Origin of the sequence: Pseudomonas sp. G5001, assembly GCF_013385475.1 — a bacterium.
In the GTDB taxonomy this organism is placed as follows: Bacteria; Pseudomonadota; Gammaproteobacteria; order Pseudomonadales; family Pseudomonadaceae; genus Aquipseudomonas.
Genome location: NZ_JACAPZ010000008.1, coordinates 21971 through 39455, shown reverse-complemented (window position 1 = coordinate 39455; position 17485 = coordinate 21971). Strand labels below are relative to the sequence as shown.

The following is a 17485-nucleotide window of genomic DNA, read 5'->3' as shown; positions in this document are numbered from 1 at the left end:
GCGGGCTTGCTCGCGAATACGGCGTGTCAGTTAAAGACGTATTGACTGATCCACCGCATTCGCGAGCAAGCCCGCTCCCACATTTTGATTGGGTTTCTTCAATAAAAGCGCCATGTCCAGAAACAGAAACCCCGGCACAGGGCCGGGGCTTCTTTGCATCCTTACAACCTTACACCAGCGCAGCGATTGCCGCGTTGAGGGTGGCGCTTGGGCGCATGGCCTTGCTGGTCAGCTCGGCGTTCGGTGCGTAGTAGCCACCGATGTCCACTGGCTTGCCCTGGACAGCGTTGAGCTCGGCAACGATGGTTGCCTCATTCGCGGTCAGGGTCTTGGCCAGTTCGCCAAACTGCGCTTGCAGTGCAGTGTCTTCGGTCTGGGCCGCCAGGGCTTGAGCCCAGTACAGCGCCAGGTAGAAGTGGCTGCCGCGGTTGTCGATGTTGCCGACTTTGCGCGATGGCGACTTGTTGTTGTCGAGGAACTGGCCGGTGGCCTGGTCCAGGGTCTTGGACAGTACCAGGGCTTTCGGGTTGTTGTACGTCACACCCAAATGCTCGAGGGATGCGGCCAGGGCGAGGAACTCGCCCAGGGAATCCCAGCGCAGGAAGTTCTCTTCAACCAGTTGCTGCACATGCTTCGGAGCCGAGCCGCCAGCGCCGGTTTCGAACAGGCCGCCACCGTTCATCAGCGGCACGATCGACAGCATCTTGGCGCTGGTGCCCAGTTCCATGATCGGGAACAGGTCGGTCAGGTAGTCGCGCAGAACGTTGCCGGTCACCGAGATGGTGTCCAGGCCCTTGCGGGTGCGTTCCAGGGTGAACTTCATCGCGTCGACCGGCGACATGATGCGGATGTCCAGGCCTTCGGTGTTGTGGTCTTTCAGGTAAGCCTGAACTTTCTCGACCACGACGCCGTCGTGCGCGCGCTGTGGGTCCAGCCAGAAGATGGCCGGGGTGTTGCTGGCGCGGGCGCGGTTGACGGCCAGTTTGACCCAGTCCTGGATCGGCGCGTCTTTGGTCTGGCACATGCGGAAGATGTCGCCGGCTTCAACAGCCTGTTCCATCAGCAGGTTGCCCTTGCTGTCGGTGACGCGGACTACGCCGTCAGCCTTGATCTGGAAGGTCTTGTCGTGGGAACCGTACTCTTCGGCTTTTTTCGCCATCAGGCCAACGTTTGGCACGCTGCCCATGGTGGTTGGGTCGAAGGCGCCATTGGCCTTGCAGTCTTCGATCACTGCCTGGTAGATAGTGGCGTAGCAGCGATCCGGGATCACAGCCTTGGTGTCGTGCAGCTGGCCGTCGGTGCCCCACATCTTGCCGGAGTCACGGATCATGGCAGGCATCGATGCGTCGACGATGACGTCGCTCGGCACGTGCAGGTTGGTGATGCCTTTGTCGGAGTTGACCATCGCCAGGGAAGGGCGAGCAGCGTATACCGCCTGGATGTCGGCTTCGATCTGCGCTTGCTGATCGGCCGGCAGGGCCTTGATGCGAGCGTACAGGTCGCCGATGCCGTTGTTCAGGTTGAAGCCGATCTGCTCCAGCACCACAGCGTGCTTGGCCAGTGCGTCTTTATAGAACTCGGCAACGATCTGGCCGAACATGATCGGGTCGGAAACCTTCATCATGGTGGCTTTCAGGTGAACCGACAGCAGCACGCCTTGTTTCTTGGCGTCTTCGATTTCAGCGGCGATGAAGCTGCGCAGGGCTTTCTTGCTCAGCACGGCGGTGTCGATGATCTCGCCAGCTTGTACGCTGGTTTTTTCCTTCAGGACGGTAGCAGTACCGTCCTTGGCGATCAGTTCGATCTTGACGGCATCAGCGCCTTCGATCTGAACGGCTTTCTCGCTGCCGTAGAAGTCGCCGTTGCTCATGTGGGCAACGTGGGACTTGGAGTCGGCAGCCCAGGCACCCATTTTGTGCGGGTGCTTGCGAGCGTAGTTCTTGACCGACAGCGGGGCGCGGCGGTCGGAGTTGCCTTCGCGCAGTACCGGGTTCACGGCGCTGCCCTTGACCTTGTCGTAACGTGCACGGGTTTCTTTTTCCGCGTCGGTGGTTACGGTTTCCGGGTAGTCCGGCAGGGCGTAGCCCTGGGCCTGCAGTTCCTTGATCGCAGCTTGCAGCTGAGGGGTCGAGGCACTGATGTTCGGCAGCTTGATGATGTTGGCTTCAGGGGTAACGGCCAGGTCGCCCAGTTCGGCGAGGTGGTCCGGCACGGCCTTGGCGCCCAGTTGCTCGGGGAAGCTTGCGAGGATGCGCGCGGCCAGGGAAATGTCGCGGGTTTCCACGGCAATATCAGCGGAAGCGGTGAAGGCCTCTACGATAGGCAGCAGTGAATAGGTGGCGAGGGCTGGGGCTTCGTCGGTGAAGGTGTAGATGATCTTCGAGCGGGTGGGCATATTCGGATTAACTCTCTTCTTTGCTGAAAGCATGCGCAGAAACTCGAGATGCGCCGGGTAAAGCGCGTTCGTTCAAAGTCATCCATGAGCGAAATGTCGAAGTTTCTTCGCGGTGATGTTGGGTTGCATCAGTCGAGCGTCAAGCGGGTGAGCTACTGTAGTAGCTCGGCTTTTCTGGCGGAGGGCGTCTGTCTAGAGCGGTCGGCCGTCGTGACTCTTTGGTCAGCGGCGGCATTATACATAGGTCGCTATGCTTACGCCGAGCCTTCATACAAAAGGTGTGTCGTCCATTGGTCTAAAGGTCGCAGGCAGCGGGTTGCGCCTAAAGTCGCATGATGTGCTCAAGATTGGCGCTTTTCCCTTTGCTTTCAAGCTTGTAGGCCGCTAAATGTGCTGTTTTCGACGCAAATGTGCAGGGCCTGAGGTTTCAGTCCTCATTTATCTGGAGTAGGCTCGAACGCAGCCAGATGTTCAATCCATAGATGGAGTTCAGCATGGGATACAAGAAGATTCAGGTTCCGGCAGTCGGCGACAAAATCACCGTCAATGCAGACCATTCTCTCAATGTTCCTGACAACCCGATCATCCCCTTCATCGAGGGTGACGGTATTGGCGTCGACATCAGCCCGGTGATGATCAAGGTGGTCGATGCAGCTGTTAACAAGGCTTATGGCGGCAAGCGCAAAATCTCCTGGATGGAGGTTTATGCCGGCGAAAAGGCCACCCAGGTTTACGACCAGGACACCTGGCTGCCCCAGGAAACCCTGGATGCGGTCAAGGACTACGTGGTTTCCATCAAGGGCCCGCTGACCACCCCAGTCGGTGGCGGTATCCGTTCGCTGAACGTGGCCCTGCGCCAACAGCTCGACCTTTATGTGTGCCTGCGCCCGGTGCGCTGGTTCGAAGGCGTGCCAAGCCCGGTCAAGAAGCCAGGCGATGTGGACATGACCATCTTCCGCGAGAACTCCGAGGATATTTACGCCGGCATCGAGTGGAAAGCCGGCTCCCCGGAAGCGATCAAGGTCATCAAGTTCCTGAAGGAAGAGATGGGCGTCACCAAGATCCGTTTCGACCAGAACTGCGGGATCGGCATCAAGCCGGTGTCCCTGGAAGGCACCAAGCGCCTGGCGCGCAAGGCCTTGCAGTATGTCGTGGATAACGACCGCGACTCGCTGACCATTGTGCACAAAGGCAACATCATGAAGTTCACCGAAGGTGCCTTCAAGGAATGGGCCTACGAAGTGGCGGCCGAAGAGTTCGGCGCGACCCTGTTGGATGGCGGCCCGTGGATGCAATTCAAGAACCCGCGCACCGGCAAGAATGTGGTGGTCAAGGACGCCATTGCCGACGCCATGCTCCAGCAGATCCTGCTGCGCCCGGCCGAATACGACGTGATCGCCACCCTTAACCTTAACGGTGACTATCTGTCCGACGCCCTGGCGGCGGAAGTGGGCGGTATCGGTATTGCGCCGGGCGCCAACCTGTCCGACACCGTGGCGATGTTCGAAGCCACCCACGGTACTGCGCCGAAGTATGCCGGCAAGGACCAGGTCAACCCGGGTTCGCTGATCCTGTCGGCGGAAATGATGTTGCGCCACATGGGCTGGACCGAAGCGGCGGACCTGATCATCAAGGGTACCAACGGCGCCATTTCGGCCAAGACGGTGACCTATGACTTCCACCGCTTGATGGACGGCGCCAAGTTGCTGTCGTCGTCGGCGTTCGGGGATGCGCTGATTTCGCATATGTAAGCTGATACAGGGGCGTAAAAAAACCGGCCTGATGGGCCGGTTTTTTTTAGAGCGTTTGCTCAGTGGCTGATCAGGCCAGTTGTCTTTTTGATTTTTGAGCGACGCCCTCTTTGGGGGTAGTGGCGCTGACTGGAGCGCTGATATTCACTGCGTGCAAGCCCTTGGGTCCCTGAATGATGTCGAAGGAAACCGGTTGCCCTGCCTTTAGTGTCTTGTAGCCATCCATTTGGATAGCCGAGTAATGCGCAAATAGGTCGTCAGTCTTGTCGTCTTCGTTGATGAAGCCGTAACCCTTGGCATTGTTGAACCACTTGACCTTACCGCTCGCCATGCCCATATCCCTCTGCACCAGACTCCATCACTGGAGTATCATCCAGTTTATCCGTCCTAACCCGAATAAATAAGGTTGACTGCGCGGACCTTTTTTACCCACTGTGGGTTCTATTGGTTGTAACACTGATTTGCCGATAGTCAAGGCGACCAGTCGGTCAGAGTTGAAATTCTGACAGGTCGCCCCCACCACTGTATTTGAACCACTGACGAACCTTTCTTTCCATGCATGCAATCAGCCAGATTCGACTAACATTCAATCAGGATCGCCCGGATCATCAAGAAGACGACGACGGTTCTGCAGGCATTGCTATCCAGGAGGCCAAGCCTGCTTTACAGGCGCCGCCGATGTACAAGGTGGTTTTGTTCAATGATGACTACACACCGATGGATTTCGTCGTCGAAGTGCTCGAGGTGTTTTTTAACCTGAACCGCGAGTTGGCGACCAAGGTAATGCTGGCCGTTCACACAGAAGGACGGGCAGTATGTGGAGTGTTTACCCGCGACATCGCCGAGACAAAGGCCATGCAGGTCAACCAGTACGCCAGGGAAAGCCAGCATCCGCTACTCTGTGAAATCGAGAAGGACGGTTAACTCCGACCACTTGGGTATGAGGTGAAGCTATGTTAAACCGCGAGCTCGAAGTCACCCTCAATCTTGCCTTCAAGGAGGCCCGTTCGAAGCGTCATGAATTCATGACCGTCGAACACCTGCTGCTGGCACTTTTGGATAACGAAGCTGCCGCCACCGTACTGCGTGCGTGTGGTGCCAATCTCGACAAACTCAAGCATGACCTGCAGGAGTTTATCGACTCCACCACGCCGTTGATCCCCGTTCATGACGAGGACCGCGAGACCCAGCCAACCCTGGGCTTCCAGCGGGTACTGCAGCGTGCCGTTTTCCACGTACAGAGCTCCGGCAAGCGCGAAGTCACAGGGGCCAATGTGCTCGTGGCGATCTTCAGCGAGCAGGAAAGCCAGGCTGTGTTCCTGCTCAAGCAGCAAAGCGTTGCCCGTATTGATGTCGTCAACTACATCGCCCATGGCATTTCCAAGGTGCCGGGGCATGGCGATCACTCGGAAGGTGAGCAGGATATGCAGGATGACGAGGGCGGTGAGTCTTCTTCTTCGAGCAACCCGCTGGACGCTTATGCCAGCAACCTCAACGAACTGGCGCGCCAGGGGCGGATCGATCCGCTGGTGGGGCGTGAGCTGGAAGTTGAGCGCGTGGCGCAGATCCTGGCGCGTCGCCGCAAGAACAACCCGTTGTTGGTCGGTGAGGCAGGCGTGGGTAAAACCGCGATTGCCGAAGGCCTGGCCAAACGCATTGTTGATAACCAGGTGCCCGACCTGCTGGCCAACAGCGTCGTCTACTCCCTTGACCTGGGCGCATTGCTCGCCGGGACCAAGTACCGTGGCGATTTCGAGAAGCGCTTCAAGGCGTTGCTCGGCGAGCTGAAAAAACGCCCGCAGGCGATCCTGTTCATTGACGAAATCCACACCATCATCGGTGCCGGTGCTGCTTCCGGTGGCGTGATGGATGCGTCGAACCTGCTCAAGCCGCTGCTGTCTTCGGGCGATATCCGTTGCATCGGTTCGACCACGTTCCAGGAATTCCGCGGGATCTTCGAAAAAGACCGCGCCCTGGCGCGCCGCTTCCAGAAAGTGGATGTGTCCGAGCCTTCGGTAGAAGACACCATTGGCATCCTGCGCGGGCTCAAGGGGCGCTTTGAAGCGCACCATGGCATCGAGTACACCGATGAGGCGCTGCGTGCAGCCGCCGAGCTGGCATCGCGCTACATCAATGACCGGCACATGCCGGACAAGGCCATCGACGTGATCGACGAGGCGGGTGCCTACCAGCGCCTGCAGCCGGTAGAGAAGCGTGTGAAACGCATCGACGTGCCTCAGGTCGAGGATATCGTGGCGAAGATCGCGCGGATTCCGCCAAAACACGTCAACACCTCCGATCGGGAGCTGCTGCGTAACCTGGAGCGCGACCTCAAGCTGACCGTGTTTGGTCAGGATGCGGCGATCGACTCGCTGTCCACCGCGATCAAGCTGTCCCGCGCTGGCCTCAAGTCGCCGGACAAGCCGGTCGGTTCGTTCCTGTTCGCCGGGCCTACCGGCGTCGGCAAGACCGAAGCGGCGCGGCAATTGGCCAAGGCCATGGGGATCGAGCTGGTGCGTTTCGACATGTCCGAGTACATGGAGCGTCACACCGTGTCGCGCCTGATCGGTGCGCCTCCGGGCTATGTCGGCTTCGACCAGGGCGGCCTGTTGACCGAGGCGATCACCAAGCAGCCACATTGCGTGCTGCTGCTCGATGAAATCGAGAAGGCGCACCCGGAAGTCTTCAACCTGCTGTTGCAGGTCATGGACCACGGCACCCTGACCGATAACAACGGGCGTAAGGCGGACTTCCGCAACGTGATCGTGATCATGACCACCAACGCCGGTGCCGAAACGGCCGCGCGGGCTTCCATTGGCTTTACTCATCAGGATCACTCTTCCGACGCCATGGAAGTGATCAAGAAGAGTTTCACGCCGGAATTCCGCAACCGCCTGGACACCATCATCCAGTTTGGTCGCCTCAGCCATGAGGTCATCAAAAGCGTGGTGGACAAGTTCCTCACCGAGCTCCAGGCGCAGTTGGAAGACAAGCGCGTGCAGCTGGAAGTCTCGGACGCGGCGCGCAACTGGCTGGCGGAAGGTGGCTACGACGCGGCAATGGGCGCTCGGCCAATGGCTCGCCTGATCCAGGACAAGATCAAGCGCCCACTGGCGGAAGAGATCCTGTTTGGCGAACTGGCAGACCATGGTGGCGTGGTGCATATCGATCTGAAGGACGGCGAGCTGACCTTCGACTTCGAAACCACGGCTGAAATGGCCTGATAGCTGACGCAACAAAACAAAAAGGCGCCAAGAGGCGCCTTTTTGCTGCCTTGAACCCGATGCAGATCAAATGTGGGAGCGGGCTTGCTCGCGAATGCGGTGTGCCAGTCGACACAGTCAGTGACTGATATGCCGCATTCGCGAGCAAGCCCGCTCCCACAAGGGATTTCTGGTTTCAGGTAAATCGCGCGCACACAAAAACGCCCGGCATAACCGGGCGTTTTGTATTGACTTGATTAACGGGCGCGGTAAGTGATGCGCCCTTTGCTCAGGTCATAGGGCGTCAGTTCGACGCGCACTTTGTCACCGGTAAGAATACGAATGTAGTTCTTGCGCATCTTGCCGGAGATATGCGCGGTTACGACGTGCCCATTTTCCAACTCCACACGAAACATGGTGTTGGGCAGGGTGTCGACGACAGTGCCTTCCATTTCGAAGCTGTCTTCTTTCGACATGCAGTAAAGCCCTCGGTATCCAGTGAATGGCCCGGTGCAACTGCGCCAGGCAAAAGCGGCGTGCATTGTGCCCGAAAAAGGGTGTTTAAGCCAAGAGGTTCTAGTTCAACGTGACCCATCTTTGGTTAATTAGCAGCTCAATGGGCCGATATTGGGTCTTGTAGTTCATCTTTTTGCAGTTTTTGATCCAGTATCCGAGGTACACCGCCTCCAATTCCAGGCGCAAGGCTTCACCGATCTGCCACAGGATCGCAAAGCGTCCCAGGCTGCGCCGTTCCTCGGCGGGCTCATAAAAGGTGTAGACCGCCGACAGGCCATTGGGCAGCAGGTCAGTCACGGCGACCGCCACCAGTCGTCCCTCGAGCCGAAACTCATAGAAGCGCGAGAAGGGCAGGTCGCGCACCAGGAAGGTGGAAAACTGGTCGCGGCTGGGCGGGAACATGTCGCCGTCGGCGTGGCGCTGTTCGATGTAGCGTTGGTAAAGGTCGAAATATTCTTCGCTGAAGCCGGGTTTGGTGGCGGTAACGGTCAGGTCGGCGTTGCGCTTCAGGATGCGTTTCTGGTTGCGGTCCGGAAGGAACTGCGCCACCGGGATGCGCGCCGGTACGCAGGCGTTGCAGTTCTGGCAGTGCGGCCGGTAAAGGTGGTCGCCGCTGCGCCGGAAGCCCATTTCCGACAAATCGGCATACACATGCACGTCCATCGGCTGGCTGGGGTCGAGGAACAGCGTGGTGGCCTGCTCATCGGGCAGATAGCTGCATGAGTGGGGTTGAGTGGCATAAAACTTCAAACGCGCCAGCTCGGTCATGATCAACCCTCGGATAAGCTTTGAAATAAGTGTAAGCCAGGTGCGGGGAAGTCGCCTAGGAAACCCACGGAGCAGAGCTGGTTTGGTCCAAATGGTCGCGCAGGTAGTTGGCGAAGTCGCTGCGGGGAATGGCGCGGGCGCCGAGGCTGTGCAGGTGATCGGTGGGCATCTGGCAGTCGATCAGCACAAAGCCCCAGGCCTGTAGTTGCCGAACCAGGGTGGCAAAGCCGTATTTCGAGGCGTTGTCGGCGCGACTGAACATGGACTCGCCGAAAAACAACTGGCCCATCGCCAGGCCGTACAGGCCGCCCACCAGTTCGCCCGCGTCCCACACCTCCACCGAATGCGCATAACCGCGCTGGTGCAGTTGCAGGTAGGCGTTCTGCATGGCTTCGGTGATCCAGGTGCCATCGGCATAACTGCGCGGCGCCGCGCACGCCTGGATGACCGCAGCGAAGTCCTGGTCGAAGGTCACTGTGTAACGCTGCTGGCGCAACAATTTGCCGAGGCTGCGGGAAACGTGCAGCTCATCGGGGAACAGTACGGTGCGTGGGTCGGGCGACCACCAGAGGATGGGCTGGCCTTCCGAGAACCAGGGAAAGCAGCCGTGGCGGTAGGCCTGGATCAGGCGGTCGGCCGACAGGTCGCCACCGGCAGCGAGCAGGCCATTGGGTTCGCGCATGGCCTTGGCCAGCGGTGGGAAGGTCAGGGTGTTGCGTTGTAACCAGGTCAGCATGGCATCCAGGCTTACGGAAGGGGAGGGCGGTAACGGCGATGTTGTCCGTTGCAAGAGCTGTGATTATTGTCGACGAAACGCTCTGGGGCTACCCCGAACATGGGATCGATGCAGATAAGCATGAACGGGTGTTTCTGCAACTCTATGCCGGGGGCGTGGTCGTAATCGCGTACGTCGGTCGGCAAGCTAGCCTGGATTGGCAAAAACAGCTCATAAGCCTTTGTCAGTAAAGACAATGCATGCTCAAATTGAACGTTATGAAATTGAACATTGGCTATGCTGTGTAACGTAGGGCCAAGTGCGTGGCATCGCGCACACAAACCCGTACAATGCGGCCATTGGGGCGTTATCGCCGTTTCATGAATCAGTAGCAGGGTGTTAAAAGTAGCTCCACTGGCACTCGTTCATTTTTTACCTGCCCGGATTGGGCAGTGTTTTGCAGTCATTCAACAGATGGACGCGCTAAAGGCGCAGGAAAAGACCCGTTTTGAAGAAATCCGCCGCAACACCTAAAGCCGCAGTCGTGCCCGCCTGGCGCCAGCACCTGCACTACCGACTCAAGGAAGGTGCACTGATCGCCATCGGCGCGCTGTGCCTGTTCCTGATGATGGCCTTGCTCACCTATGGTAAGGACGATCCAGGCTGGAGCCACAACAGCAAGATCGAAGACGTGCAGAACTTCGGTGGTCCGGCCGGTTCCTACAGCGCCGACATCCTGTTCATGGTGCTGGGTTACTTCGCTTACATCTTCCCGTTGCTGCTGGCCATCAAGACCTGGCAGATTTTCCGCCAGCGTCACGAGCCGTGGCAATGGAGCGGCTGGCTGTTCTCCTGGCGCCTGATCGGCCTGGTGTTCCTGGTGTTGTCCGGCGCGGCCCTGGCCCATATCCATTTCCATGCACCTACCGGTCTGCCGGCCGGTGCCGGCGGCGCTCTGGGCGAAAGCCTCGGCGATCTGGCCCGCAGGACCCTGAATATCCAGGGCAGCACCCTGATGTTTATTGCGCTGTTCCTGTTCGGCCTCACCGTGTTTACCGACCTGTCCTGGTTCAAGGTCATGGACGTGACCGGCAAGATCACCCTCGACCTGCTCGAACTGTTCCAGGGCGCCGCGAATCGCTGGTGGTCGGCCCGGGTGGACCGCAAACGCATGGTTGCGCAACTGCGCGAGGTGGATACCCGCGTCAACGAGGTGGTAGCCCCGAGCACGCCGGACCGGCGTGAGCAGGCCAAGGTCAAGGAACGCCTGATCGAACGCGAGCAGGCCCTGACCAAGCACATGTCGGACCGCGAGAAGCAAGTGCCGCCGGTGATTGCCCCTGCGCCGCCGAAGGCCCCCGAGCCAAGCCACCGCGTGCAGAAAGAGAAACAGGCGCCGTTGTTTGTCGACAGCGCCGTGGAAGGCACCTTGCCGCCGATCTCGATTCTTGATCCTGCGGAAAAGAAACAGCTCAATTACTCCCCTGAATCCCTGGCGGCCGTCGGCCACCTGCTGGAAATCAAGCTCAAGGAATTCGGCGTCGAAGTCTCGGTGGATTCGATCCACCCGGGCCCGGTGATTACCCGCTACGAAATCCAGCCGGCTGCCGGCGTCAAGGTCAGCCGCATTTCCAACCTGGCCAAGGATCTGGCGCGTTCGCTGGCCGTGACCAGCGTGCGGGTGGTGGAAGTGATTCCGGGAAAGACTACCGTCGGTATCGAGATTCCCAACGAAGACCGGCAGATCGTGCGCTTCTCCGAAGTGCTGTCGACCCCGGAATACGACAACTTCAAATCGCCGGTCACCCTGGCCCTGGGCCACGACATCGGCGGCAAGCCGGTGATCACCGACCTGGCGAAAATGCCTCACTTGCTGGTTGCCGGTACCACCGGTTCCGGTAAGTCGGTGGGTGTGAACGCGATGATCCTGTCGATCCTGTTCAAGTCGGGCCCGGATGACGCCAAGCTGATCATGATCGACCCGAAAATGCTTGAGCTGTCGATCTACGAAGGCATTCCACACCTGTTGTGCCCGGTGGTGACCGACATGAAGGATGCGGCCAACGCCCTGCGCTGGAGCGTTGCCGAGATGGAGCGGCGCTACAAGCTGATGGCGAAGATGGGTGTGCGTAACCTGTCGGGCTTCAACGCCAAGGTCAAGGAAGCCCAGGACGCCGGCACGCCGCTGACCGACCCGTTGTACAAGCGTGAAAGCATCCACGACGAAGCGCCGCTGTTGACCAAATTGCCGACCATCGTGGTGGTGGTCGACGAATTTGCCGACATGATGATGATCGTCGGCAAGAAGGTCGAAGAGCTGATCGCCCGTATCGCCCAGAAGGCGCGGGCCGCCGGGATCCACTTGATCCTCGCGACCCAGCGTCCGTCGGTGGACGTGATCACCGGCCTGATCAAGGCCAACATCCCGACCCGCATGGCGTTCCAGGTGTCGAGCAAGATCGATTCCCGGACCATCATCGACCAGGGCGGCGCCGAGCAACTGCTGGGCCACGGTGACATGCTCTACATGCCGCCGGGCACCAGTTTGCCGATCCGTGTCCACGGCGCGTTCGTCTCTGACGATGAGGTGCACCGTGTGGTGGAAGCCTGGAAGCTGCGTGGCGCCCCGGAATACAACGACGACATCCTCGCCGGCGTCGAAGAGGCCGGCAGCGGCTTCGACGGTGGCAGCGGCGGTGGCGACGACGATGCCGAGACCGATGCGCTCTACGACGAAGCGGTGCAGTTCGTGCTTGAAAGCCGCCGCGCCTCGATTTCCGCCGTACAGCGCAAGCTGAAGATTGGCTACAACCGCGCTGCCCGCATGATCGAAGCCATGGAAATGGCCGGCGTGGTCACCTCGATGAACACCAACGGCTCGCGCGAAGTGATTGCGCCAGCGCAGATGCGTGACTGATTACGTGCCGCGTGGCAACACGCGGCACGCCTTGCAACCGAATCTAAGAGGACTCCCATGCGTCTTATCCGCATGCTGTTGTTGCCTGCATTGGCCCTGACTGCTGTTTCGGCTCATGCTGACCCGGCTTCCGTCGCGAGCCTGAAAAACCTGTTGGACAAATCCCAGACCCTGACCGCTCGCTTCTCCCAGCTCACGCTGGATGCCGGTGGCACCCAATTGCAGGAAACCGCCGGCGAGATGGCTGTGCAGCGCCCAGGGCTGTTCTACTGGCACACAGAAGGCAAGGCCGAGCAGACCATCGTCTCTGACGGCCAGAAAGTCACCCTGTGGGACCCGGACCTGGAGCAGGCGACCATCAAGAAGCTCGACCCGCGCCTGAACCAGACGCCAGCGCTCTTGCTGTCGGGCGATGTGTCGAAGATCAACGACAGCTTCGACATTACCTCCAAGCAGACCAGCAACGTGATTGAATTCACCCTTAAGCCGAAATCCAAGGACACGCTCTTTGACACGCTGTCCCTGTCGTTTGGCAACGGCGTGATCAACAACATGCGTCTGATTGACAGCGTCGGCCAGCGCACCGATATCCTGTTCTCCGGGGTCAAGGCCAACCAGCCGGTACCGGCATCCAAGTTCAAGTTCGACATCCCGAAGGGTGCCGACGTGATCCAGGAATAAACTGCCCAGAGGTTTCAAACGCTGCCCATGGACCTGTTTCGAAGTGACCCGATTGCTCAGCCTCTGGCGGCGCGCCTGCGCTCGACCAACCTGGACGAGTACGTCGGGCAGGAACACCTGCTCGCCCGCGGCAAGCCTTTGCGCGAGGCCCTTGAGCAGGGTGCGCTGCACTCGATGATTTTCTGGGGGCCGCCGGGCGTGGGTAAGACCACCCTGGCGCGGCTCCTGGCAAAAGTCTCGGATGCACACTTCGAGACGGTCTCGGCGGTGCTGGCCGGGGTCAAGGAGATCCGCCAGGCGGTGGAAGTCGCCAAGCAGCAGGCCGGGCAGTACGGCAAGCGCACCATCCTGTTCGTCGACGAAGTGCATCGCTTCAACAAGTCGCAGCAGGATGCGTTCTTGCCGTATGTCGAAGACGGCACGCTGATCTTTATTGGTGCCACCACCGAAAACCCGTCTTTTGAACTGAACAATGCCTTGCTGTCCCGGGCGCGTGTCTATGTGCTCAAGAGCCTCGACGAAGCCGCGATGCAGAAGCTCTTGCAGCGTGCGCTTAACGAAGACAAGGGCCTGGGCAAGCGCCAGTTGAGTGTCAGTGAGGAAGGCTTCAAGATCCTGCTGACTGCTGCGGATGGCGACGGTCGACGTTTTCTCAATCTGCTGGAAAACGCTTCCGACCTGGCCGAGGATGGCAGCGAAATCGGCGTCGACTTGCTGCAGAGCCTGTTGGGCGACACCCGCCGGCGTTTCGACAAGGGCGGCGAAGCGTTCTACGACCAGATTTCCGCGTTGCACAAGTCTGTGCGCGGCTCAAACCCAGACGGCGCGCTGTACTGGTTTGCGCGGATGATCGACGGCGGTTGCGACCCGCTGTACCTGGCCCGGCGCGTGGTGCGCATGGCCAGTGAAGATATCGGCAATGCCGACCCGCGTGCGCTGAGCCTGTGCCTGGCCGCCTGGGAAGTGCAGGAACGCCTGGGCAGCCCGGAAGGCGAGTTGGCGGTGGCCCAGGCCATCACCTATCTGGCCTGCGCACCGAAGAGCAACGCGGTGTACATGGGCTTCAAGTCCGCCCTGCGTGCTGCCGCCGAGCATGGTTCCCTGGAAGTGCCGCTGCACTTGCGCAATGCGCCGACCAAGCTGATGAAGCAACTCGGCTACGGCGATGAATACCGCTACGCCCACGATGAGCCGGACGCCTATGCGGCTGGCGAAGATTACTTCCCGGATGACCTTGAGCCGCAGCCGTTCTACCAGCCGGTGCCCCGTGGCCTGGAGCTGAAGATCGGCGAAAAGCTCAATCACCTGGCCCAACTTGACCGGCTCAGTCCGAAACAGCGGAGAAAGTAGTGCTCAGAACGATTCTTGCCGTGTCCGTGGCCGGCATCGCTGGTACATTATTGCGTTTCGCCACCAGCACCTGGGTCAGCGCCAATTGGCCGAAGCATTTTTATGCGGCGACCCTGGCGGTCAACCTCGTGGGCTGTTTGATCATCGGCTTGTTGTACGGGTGGTTTCTGCTTCGCCCGGAAGTGCCGATTGAGATTCGTGCCGGCTTGATTGTCGGTTTTGTAGGCGGTCTGACGACCTTTTCATCCTTTTCACTGGACACGCTACGCCTGCTGGAAAGCGGGCAGGCACCGGTCGCCTTCGGGTACCTGGCCGTCAGCGTGTTCGGCGGGCTGCTCGCCACCTGGGCTGGCCTGTCCTTGACCAAACTTTGATAAACGAGAGACCGACATGCTCGATTCCAAACTGTTACGTAGCAACCTTCAGGACGTAGCGGACCGCCTGGCATCCCGTGGCTTTGCCTTGGATGTTGCGCGCATCGAAGCGCTGGAAGAACAGCGCAAGACCGTCCAGACCCGCACCGAAGCACTGCAGGCTGAGCGTAATGCGCGTTCCAAATCCATCGGTCAGGCCAAGCAGCGCGGCGAAGACATCGCGCCGTTGATGGCGGATGTCGAGCGTATGGCTGGCGAGTTGGCTTCCGGCAAAGTCGAGCTGGACGTTATCCAGACCGAACTGGACTCGATCCTGCTGGGCATCCCGAACCTGCCGCACGAATCCGTGCCGATCGGCGAAGACGAAGACGGCAACGTCGAAGTCCGTCGCTGGGGCACGCCAAAAGCCTTCGATTTCGAGATCAAGGACCACGTCGCCCTGGGCGAACTGACCGGTGGCCTGGACTTCGAAACGGCGGCCAAAATGTCCGGCGCGCGCTTTGCCTTGCTGCGTGGCCCGATTGCACGCATGCACCGCGCCCTGGCGCAGTTCATGATCAACCTGCACACCGGCGAGCACGGCTACGAAGAGGCTTACACCCCGTACCTGGTCCAGGCTCCGGCGCTGATGGGCACCAGCCAGCTGCCGAAATTCGAGGAAGACCTGTTCAAGATCAGCCGCGATGGCGAAGCCGACTTGTACCTGATCCCGACCGCCGAAGTATCGCTGACCAATATCGTGGCCGGGGAAATCCTCGACGCCAAGCAGTTGCCGATCAAGTTTGTCGCCCACTCGCCATGCTTTCGCAGCGAAGCCGGTGCATCGGGCCGCGACACCCGCGGCATGATTCGCCAGCACCAGTTCGACAAGGTCGAGATGGTGCAGGTTGTCGAGCCGTCGACTTCCATGGAAGCGCTGGAAGGCCTGACCGCCAACGCCGAACGCGTCCTGCAACTGCTGGAGCTGCCGTACCGCGTTCTGGCGCTGTGCACCGGCGACATGGGTTTCAGTGCCGTGAAGACTTACGACCTGGAAGTGTGGGTGCCGAGCCAGGACAAATACCGCGAGATTTCGTCGTGCTCCAACTGCGGTGATTTCCAGGCCCGTCGCATGCAGGCGCGTTTCCGTAACCCGGAAACCGGCAAGCCCGAGCTGGTCCACACCCTCAACGGTTCGGGCCTGGCAGTAGGCCGTACCCTGGTGGCCGTGCTGGAAAACTACCAGCAGGCTGACGGTTCGATCCGCGTGCCTGAAGTGCTCAAGCCGTACATGGCGGGCGTTGAGGTCATCGGCTAAATGGAATTTCTGCCGCTGTTTCATAACCTGCGCGGCAGTCGTGTGTTGGTCGTCGGTGGCGGGGAGATTGCCTTGCGCAAATCCCGGCTGCTGGCCGACGCCGGCGCGTTGTTGCGGGTGGTTGCTCCCCAGATTGAAGACCAGTTGCGTGAACTGGTGCAGGGCAGTGGCGGTGAACTGATTTTGCGTGGTTATCAGGAGGCTGACCTCGACGGTTGCACCCTGATCATCGCGGCGACCGACGACGAGCCGCTGAACGCGCAAGTGTCCAGCGATGCCCGGCGTCGTTGCGTACCGGTCAATGTGGTGGATGCGCCGGCCTTGTGCAGCGTGATCTTCCCGGCGATTGTCGACCGTTCGCCGTTGGTGATCGCAGTGTCCAGCGGCGGCGATGCGCCGGTGCTGGCACGCTTGATCCGCGCCAAGCTGGAAACCTGGATTCCGTCGACTTATGGCCAGTTGGCCGGGTTGGCGGCGCGGTTTCGCAGCCAGGTCAAAGTCTTGTTCCCGGATGTGCAGCAACGTCGCGCGTTCTGGGAAGACGTCTTCCAAGGCCCGATTGCTGATCGGCAACTGGCCGGGCAGGGCGATGAAGCCGAGCGTCTGCTGGTGGAGAAAATCAACGGCGCACCGCCCCACGCACCGGGCGAAGTCTACCTGGTGGGCGCAGGCCCGGGTGATCCGGACCTGCTGACGTTCCGCGCCTTGCGCTTGATGCAACAGGCCGACGTGGTGCTGTACGACCGCCTGGTGGCGCCGGCGATTCTTGAATTGTGCCGTCGCGATGCCGAGCGGGTGTATGTCGGCAAGCGTCGCGCCGACCATGCGGTGCCGCAGGACCAGATCAACCAGCAACTGGTGGACCTGGCCAGGCAAGGCAAGCGCGTGCTGCGGCTCAAGGGTGGCGATCCGTTCATCTTTGGGCGTGGCGGTGAAGAGATCGAAGAGCTGGCGGCCCATGGCATCCCGTTCCAGGTGGTGCCGGGTATTACCGCGGCCAGTGGTTGCGCGGCGTATGCCGGTATTCCGCTGACCCACCGCGACTATGCGCAATCGGTTCGCTTCATTACCGGGCACTTGAAGGACGGGACTTCGGACCTGCCGTGGAGTGACCTGGTGGGCCCTTCGCAGACCCTGGTGTTCTACATGGGCTTGATCGGGTTGCCGATCATCTGCGAACAGCTGATCCAGCATGGTCGTTCGGCGGATACGCCGGCGGCGTTGATCCAGCAGGGCACCACGTCCAACCAGCGGGTGTTTACCGGTACCCTGGCTGACCTGCCACGCATGGTGGCGGAACATGAGGTTCATGCGCCGACACTGGTGATTGTGGGAGAAGTGGTGCAGTTGCGTGAGAAGCTGAAGTGGTTTGAAGGCGCTCAGTCGCAAGTCTGATAACCGCGACAGATGTTCAACTGTAGGAGCGAGCTTGCTCGCGAAAAACTCAAGGTCACCGCGTTCATTCAGCATGAGCGCGTTATCGTTGACGACCTTCGCGAGCAAGCTTGCTCCTACAGG

The 17485-nt window shown here is 60.0% G+C and carries 14 protein-coding genes; 9 read left to right on the top strand and 5 right to left on the bottom strand.

The window, feature by feature from the left end:
- Positions 1 to 169 precede the first annotated feature (169 nt).
- Complete coding sequence (locus tag HX805_RS07750; protein WP_087693052.1) at positions 170 to 2395, bottom strand: NADP-dependent isocitrate dehydrogenase; 2226 nt, start codon at positions 2393 to 2395, stop codon at positions 170 to 172.
- A 494-nt stretch (positions 2396 to 2889) separates the two neighbouring features.
- Here HX805_RS07750 and icd point away from each other — a divergent pair, with 494 nt between their 5' ends.
- Entirely contained in the window at positions 2890 to 4146 is a 1257-nt protein-coding gene (gene icd, locus HX805_RS07745) for an NADP-dependent isocitrate dehydrogenase (RefSeq protein ID WP_003219599.1), read from the top strand.
- Between the two features lie 70 nt (positions 4147 to 4216).
- On the opposite strand, the gene cspD is transcribed toward icd, so the two are convergent.
- The gene (cspD, locus tag HX805_RS07740) at positions 4217 to 4477 is read right to left on the bottom strand and encodes a cold shock domain-containing protein CspD (RefSeq protein ID WP_023658953.1); all 261 of its coding nucleotides are present in this window, start codon (positions 4475 to 4477) and stop codon (positions 4217 to 4219) included.
- A 224-nt stretch (positions 4478 to 4701) separates the two neighbouring features.
- Between cspD and clpS the strand changes: the two genes are divergently transcribed.
- Both clpS and clpA read left to right on the top strand, forming a co-directional pair.
- A complete protein-coding gene (gene clpS / locus HX805_RS07735; RefSeq protein ID WP_177116737.1) occupies positions 4702 to 5070 on the top strand; it encodes an ATP-dependent Clp protease adapter ClpS in 369 nt (122 codons plus the stop codon).
- Between the two features lie 29 nt (positions 5071 to 5099).
- On the top strand, positions 5100 to 7370 hold the full coding sequence (gene clpA / locus HX805_RS07730; RefSeq protein WP_003219606.1) for an ATP-dependent Clp protease ATP-binding subunit ClpA: 2271 nt from the start codon (positions 5100 to 5102) through the stop codon (positions 7368 to 7370).
- A gap of 236 nt (positions 7371 to 7606) precedes the next feature.
- Here the strand turns inward: clpA and infA are convergent, their stop codons facing one another.
- The 3 genes from infA to aat all read right to left on the bottom strand — a co-directional run bounded on the left by infA (position 7607) and on the right by aat (position 9369).
- Positions 7607 to 7825 (bottom strand): translation initiation factor IF-1, encoded by a 219-nt coding sequence (gene infA / locus HX805_RS07725; protein WP_002553999.1) that lies wholly within the window; start codon positions 7823 to 7825, stop codon positions 7607 to 7609.
- 100 nt (positions 7826 to 7925) lie between these two features.
- Positions 7926 to 8633 (bottom strand): arginyltransferase, encoded by a 708-nt coding sequence (locus tag HX805_RS07720; RefSeq protein ID WP_003219609.1) that lies wholly within the window; start codon positions 8631 to 8633, stop codon positions 7926 to 7928.
- Between the two features lie 55 nt (positions 8634 to 8688).
- Complete coding sequence (gene aat, locus HX805_RS07715; protein ID WP_003219611.1) at positions 8689 to 9369, bottom strand: leucyl/phenylalanyl-tRNA--protein transferase; 681 nt, start codon at positions 9367 to 9369, stop codon at positions 8689 to 8691.
- Between the two features lie 487 nt (positions 9370 to 9856).
- Between aat and ftsK the strand changes: the two genes are divergently transcribed.
- Genes ftsK through cysG form a run of 6 tightly spaced genes read left to right on the top strand, consistent with a single transcriptional unit; the run spans position 9857 to position 17362 of the window.
- The gene (gene ftsK / locus HX805_RS07710) at positions 9857 to 12265 is read left to right on the top strand and encodes a DNA translocase FtsK (RefSeq protein ID WP_003219614.1); all 2409 of its coding nucleotides are present in this window, start codon (positions 9857 to 9859) and stop codon (positions 12263 to 12265) included.
- A gap of 57 nt (positions 12266 to 12322) precedes the next feature.
- The gene (gene lolA / locus HX805_RS07705; protein WP_003219615.1) at positions 12323 to 12946 is read left to right on the top strand and encodes an outer membrane lipoprotein chaperone LolA; all 624 of its coding nucleotides are present in this window, start codon (positions 12323 to 12325) and stop codon (positions 12944 to 12946) included.
- A gap of 27 nt (positions 12947 to 12973) precedes the next feature.
- The gene (locus HX805_RS07700; RefSeq protein WP_003219616.1) at positions 12974 to 14296 is read left to right on the top strand and encodes a replication-associated recombination protein A; all 1323 of its coding nucleotides are present in this window, start codon (positions 12974 to 12976) and stop codon (positions 14294 to 14296) included.
- Positions 14296 to 14670 carry a fluoride efflux transporter CrcB gene (gene crcB, locus HX805_RS07695; RefSeq protein WP_003219617.1) on the top strand — a complete coding sequence of 125 codons (375 nt, stop codon included), beginning with the start codon at positions 14296 to 14298 and terminating at the stop codon, positions 14668 to 14670. The genes HX805_RS07700 and crcB overlap by 1 nt, the downstream gene beginning before the upstream one ends.
- Positions 14671 to 14686: 16 nt before the next feature.
- The gene (gene serS / locus HX805_RS07690) at positions 14687 to 15967 is read left to right on the top strand and encodes a serine--tRNA ligase (protein ID WP_003219618.1); all 1281 of its coding nucleotides are present in this window, start codon (positions 14687 to 14689) and stop codon (positions 15965 to 15967) included.
- A complete protein-coding gene (gene cysG / locus HX805_RS07685; protein ID WP_177116736.1) occupies positions 15968 to 17362 on the top strand; it encodes a siroheme synthase CysG in 1395 nt (464 codons plus the stop codon).
- Positions 17363 to 17485: the final 123 nt, after the last annotated feature.